We start from the raw sequence: 4,076 nt of genomic DNA, 5'->3' as shown, positions 1-4,076 counted from the left end.
GCTCATGTGGCGGCGCAGCCCCTGTCCGCCGGCGCCATCGGGCACCAGCGCCGGCAACACGTAGCGCGTGGCGAGGGCCGCGCCGCTCAGGCCGGCGACCGAGAACACGCCGAGCTGGGCCAGACCGGGGAAGCCCGAAAACACCAGCGCGCCGAAGCCGCACACCGAGGTCAGCAAACCCAGGCGGACGGTCGGCCAGTTTTCCGCACGCCAGCGCCGCCAGCCCTCCCCGCGTGCGTCGGCGGACGAGACGCCGGCGCGCGCCTGGATCAGGTAGTAGATGGCGTAGTCCACCGCCTCGCCGATCAGCGTGCTGCCGAAGGCCAGCGTGAAGCCGTGCACCGAGCCGAAGACCAGGCTCACCGCGACGATGCCGGCGACGATGCCGGTGACCACCGGCAGCAGTGCCACGCCGAGCGCGCGCAGCGACGCGAACGCCAGCAGCAGCAATCCGCCGACGGCCAGCACGCCCACCAGCGCGAGCTCCTTGACTTCGCGTTCGATGAGCGCGCGGCTTTGCACCGAAAAGACCGCCGGGCCGCTCAACAGCAGGCGCAGTTCCTGCGACGGAGACGGCGGCTGCGGCTGCGGCTGCGGCTGTGGCTGCGGCGGCGGCTCCGCGTGCGGCTGCGGCTGCAACGGCTGCGGGGTTGCCGGTTCCCTCTGTCCTTGTCCAGCTGTCTGCCGCTGTCCGCCCTGCAAGCCGGCAAATGCATCCCACACCGCCTGCAGCGCCATGGCCTGGCCGTCGAGATCGGCGCCGGCCGCATGCGTGATCGTGAGCAGCAGCGCCCGCGGCGCCTCGCGCGAGACCCACACGCCCGCCTCGCTGCGCGGCGCGTTCGCGGGGATCAACGCCTCGGCCAGACGCTGGGTTTCGCCGGTGGGGTCGCGTTCAAGCAGCGGCTTGACCAGCGCGCCGCCCGGCGTACCCAACAGCGAGAGCGTCTCGTCGATGGCATCGCGCAGGCCTTCGGCCGTGAAGCGCTCCGGCGTCACCGAGGGGCTGAGCAAGTAGCGGTGGGCAACCAGCCAGGCACCGGCGGCCTGCCAGTCGCCGCCACGATCTCCGTTCTGTACCTCTTCGAAGCGTCCGCTCGCACGCAGCGCCGCGGCCAGTTCGCGCGAGGCGGCCGCACGCGCCAGAGCGTCGCCGCCTTCGATACCGATCAGCAGCGTGCGCGCCGCCACGCCACTTTGCAGCTGCTCGATGAGCAGGCGCTGGGGCGGGTCGGGGCTCGAAGGCAAGAAAGCCGACAGGTCGGCATCGAAAGTGGTGCGCGAGATGAACAGCGCACCGGCAAGCATCGCGACGAGCCAAAGCGACAACACCAGGCCCGCGCGGCGGCGCGGCGAGAGCGGCGACGCCGCGCCGCGGCGGTTCACGGTGCCGAAGCCGCCGGCGTCGCGGTGCGCAATGGCGTGATCGTCATCACCGAGCGGTCGCCGTCAGTCAGCCGCATTTCGATGCTGCCCAGCTCTGCGCCCTGCCCTGCGATGCGCACGCTGCTCACCTGGCCGGCGAGCCGCGCTTCGAGCGGCTCCAGGTCCAGCGTCCACGCGTGCGCATCACCGGCCAGCGCCGTGCGGAAGTAGCGCTGCAGCAGCTCGCCGTTGCCGGTCAGCGTGCCGCGCACCGACTCGACCAGCGCGGCCATCTCGGGAGCGGCGTCGAGTGCGAAGCTGCGGCTGCGGCCGCCGCGCGAAAGCGTGAGCGTGTTGCCGTCGACGGTCATCGTCTCGGCGCGCGGTTCGAGCGTGCGGCGAGTGAAGCGGTCGGGCGCGGCGAAGCTGAGCGTGCCGCTGGAAGCGAGCGGCGCGTCGAGACCGCTCACGAACCGTTGCTCGGTGAAGCTCGCCTCGCCGCGTCGTTGCCCAGCCAGCAGCGACATCAGCTCGGGCAAGTCGAAGGCGAAAGCCGGCAAAAAGAACGGACCGAAGCTCGAGGCGGCAAGCGCCCGTGCGAAATCGCGCCGCTTCATGCCGAAGTACCGGCCGCCGGCATCGGCGCTGAGCTGCACCGAGCCGGACCGCCGCTCACGCTCATGGCCCTGCGGCCTCATGCCGCTCCTCACACCAGAAATCATGAAAGTTGAACCAGTTGTCGGGCTGCTCGCGGCACAGGGCTTCGAGCTGCCGGGCATAAGCCAGCGTGGCGGCGCGAATGCGGCGCTCGCGTTCAGCGGCGTCTGGGATGCGCTCGCTGAAATCGGCCAGCGCCTCGAAGCGCACATCGTAGCGGGCCCCGCCACGGTACAGACCCGCCATGAACACGACCCGGCGACGCAGCAGCGCGGCGAGCCGGAACGGCCCGTCGTTGAAGTCGGCATCGACGCCGAGGAAGGACACGCGCACGCTGCCGCCACGCTGCCCGCCAGCCGGCGGCGAGCGCCCGGGCAGCGAGCGGTCGGCCAGCACGCCGGCGAGTCCGCCGCTGTCGAGCCAGTCCTGCACGGCGAGCATCGAACCCATGCGGCCGAGCGCGATGATTTGCGGCGGGTGCCCGGGTGCGACCGCCTGCAGTGCCGCATTGATGAGCCGCGCGTTGTCCGGATACATGACCATGGCGATGCGCAGCGCGCGCGGCCCGCTGCGGCTCGCGCCCACCGCGCGCAGCGCCTCGAAGCTGCCCATGTGCGCGCCGACCAGGAAGGCGCCGCGGCCCTCGGCCAAAGTCTGGTCGATGAGCGCCTCGCCCTGCACCGTCACGTCGAAGAGATCCAGTCGGCCGCCCAGCAGGTACACGCGATCGAGCACGGTGGCGGCAAAGCGGTGCAGGTGCCGGTAGCGTTCGCGCCAGCTCGGCGCGCGGCCGAGCGCACGCGTCAGAAAGCGCCGCGAATGGCGCCGCGGCGCCGGCGCGAACAGCAGGAAATACAGCGTGATCGGGTGCAGCAGCGTGCGCGCTGCGCGCCGGCCGCAGCGGCGGGCGATCCAGCTCATCACCCGCAGCGCCAGCGCGTTGCTGCACTCGGGTTTGCGCGACCAGTCGGTGCTCGGCGGCGTGTCGCCGGACAGGGCATTGGCCAGCGCGTCGTCAGCCCGTTCCGCAGGTGCAGTGCTCATGATTGCGGCTCCATGACCGAGGCCGCCTGCCATTGGCCGCTGGCCGCCAGCACGTCGCCGTGCCGCACCTCGAAGCGCAGGCCGCGCGACTCGTCGGTCACGGTGATCGCCAGCGACGAGCCTGGCGCCACCGGCGCAAGGAACTTGGCGGCGTTCAGCGTCGGGCGAAGGCCGAGCCGTGCGGCCAACGCCGGCACGGCGAGCACGGCTTCGAGCACTTCGGCAAGCAACAGTGCGCCGGGAAGAAGCGGGCGACCCGGGAAGTGCCCTGCGAAAGCCGGATGGTCCGCCGCAATGTCGCGCCGCAGCGTCATACGGCCGGTGAACGGGGCCTCCCTCACCGATGCGCCCCTGCGTCTTGCGCCTGCGCCAATCGCTCCAGCGCCTGCGCGCCGAGCTTGCCGGTCGCCTCGCGCGGCAGCGCGGCGACCTTGAACACACGGCGCGGCACGAACACCGGATCGAGCCGCGCGCGCAGTTCGGCGGCGATATGCGTCGCCTGCAGGCCAGGCGCCACCACGAAGGCGACGGGCCGCACGACCGCGTCGGCCACATCGGGCGGCAGCCAGAAAGCGCCGTCGTGCACGCCTTCGATGCTGTTGAGGTGGTAGTTCAGGTGCGCGAGCGAACTGCGCTTGCCGGCCACGTGGATGACGTCGCCGGCGCGGCCGAGCAGGCGGAAGTGGCGGCCATCGCCGGGGGCGGCGAGCTGCAGCACGTCGGCCAGTGCAGCGGGCTCGGGGACGTGGCCGCCGCTGACGACGAAGCGCTCGCCAGTCCCCGCGCTACCCTCTTCGCCGCCTTCGAGACCGGCACTTTCGATGCACCCGCCCTCGCGGGCGACGCGCAGGGCGCCGAAGGTCTGCCACACGTCGCTTTGCGCAGTGCGGCGCGTAGCGACCTGGCCAACCTCCGTGCAGCCGTAGATCTCGATCAGCGGGCCGCCGAAGGCGCGCTCGGCCGCGAGCGCAAGCTGAGGCGACAGCGGCGCGGTGGCGCACAGCACCAGA

At 72.0% G+C, this 4,076-nt stretch carries 4 protein-coding genes and 1 pseudogene; all 5 read right to left on the bottom strand.

All coding sequences use genetic code 11. From position 1 onward, the window contains the following. Window positions 1–1,386, bottom strand: a 1,386-nt coding sequence (locus H0W38_RS18120) for an MMPL family transporter (protein WP_292456697.1), incomplete at its 3' end; no start/stop codon positions are given. Next, window positions 1,383–2,063 carry a LolA-related protein gene (locus H0W38_RS18115; protein WP_292456695.1) on the bottom strand — a complete coding sequence of 227 codons (681 nt, stop codon included), beginning with the start codon at window positions 2,061–2,063 and terminating at the stop codon, window positions 1,383–1,385. The genes H0W38_RS18120 and H0W38_RS18115, both read right to left, overlap by 4 nt. Next, entirely contained in the window at window positions 2,044–3,066 is a 1,023-nt protein-coding gene (locus H0W38_RS18110) for an acyl-CoA synthetase (protein ID WP_292456693.1), read from the bottom strand. The genes H0W38_RS18115 and H0W38_RS18110 overlap by 20 nt, the downstream gene beginning before the upstream one ends. After that, window positions 3,063–3,407 carry a 3-hydroxyacyl-ACP dehydratase gene (locus tag H0W38_RS18105; RefSeq protein ID WP_292456690.1) on the bottom strand — a complete coding sequence of 115 codons (345 nt, stop codon included), beginning with the start codon at window positions 3,405–3,407 and terminating at the stop codon, window positions 3,063–3,065. The genes H0W38_RS18110 and H0W38_RS18105 overlap by 4 nt, the downstream gene beginning before the upstream one ends. Then, window positions 3,404–4,076: pseudogene (locus tag H0W38_RS18100) on the bottom strand (CoA ligase); the annotation flags it as partial. The pseudogene H0W38_RS18100 and the gene H0W38_RS18105, both read right to left, overlap by 4 nt.

Source organism: Methylibium sp., assembly GCF_013817365.1.
GTDB lineage: Bacteria > Pseudomonadota > Gammaproteobacteria > Burkholderiales > Burkholderiaceae_C > Methylibium.
Note: the sequence above shows the minus strand (reverse complement) of the source record. Positions and strands in the feature narration are given on the sequence as shown.

Bases quoted from the DNA above. Each gene is read 5' to 3' on its own strand.
- H0W38_RS18115 (WP_292456695.1), bottom strand. From the start codon at position 2,063: ATGAGGCCGCAGGGCCATGAGCGTGAGCGGCGGTCCGGCTCGGTGCAG.
- H0W38_RS18110 (WP_292456693.1), bottom strand. From the start codon at position 3,066: ATGAGCACTGCACCTGCGGAACGGGCTGACGACGCGCTGGCCAATGCC.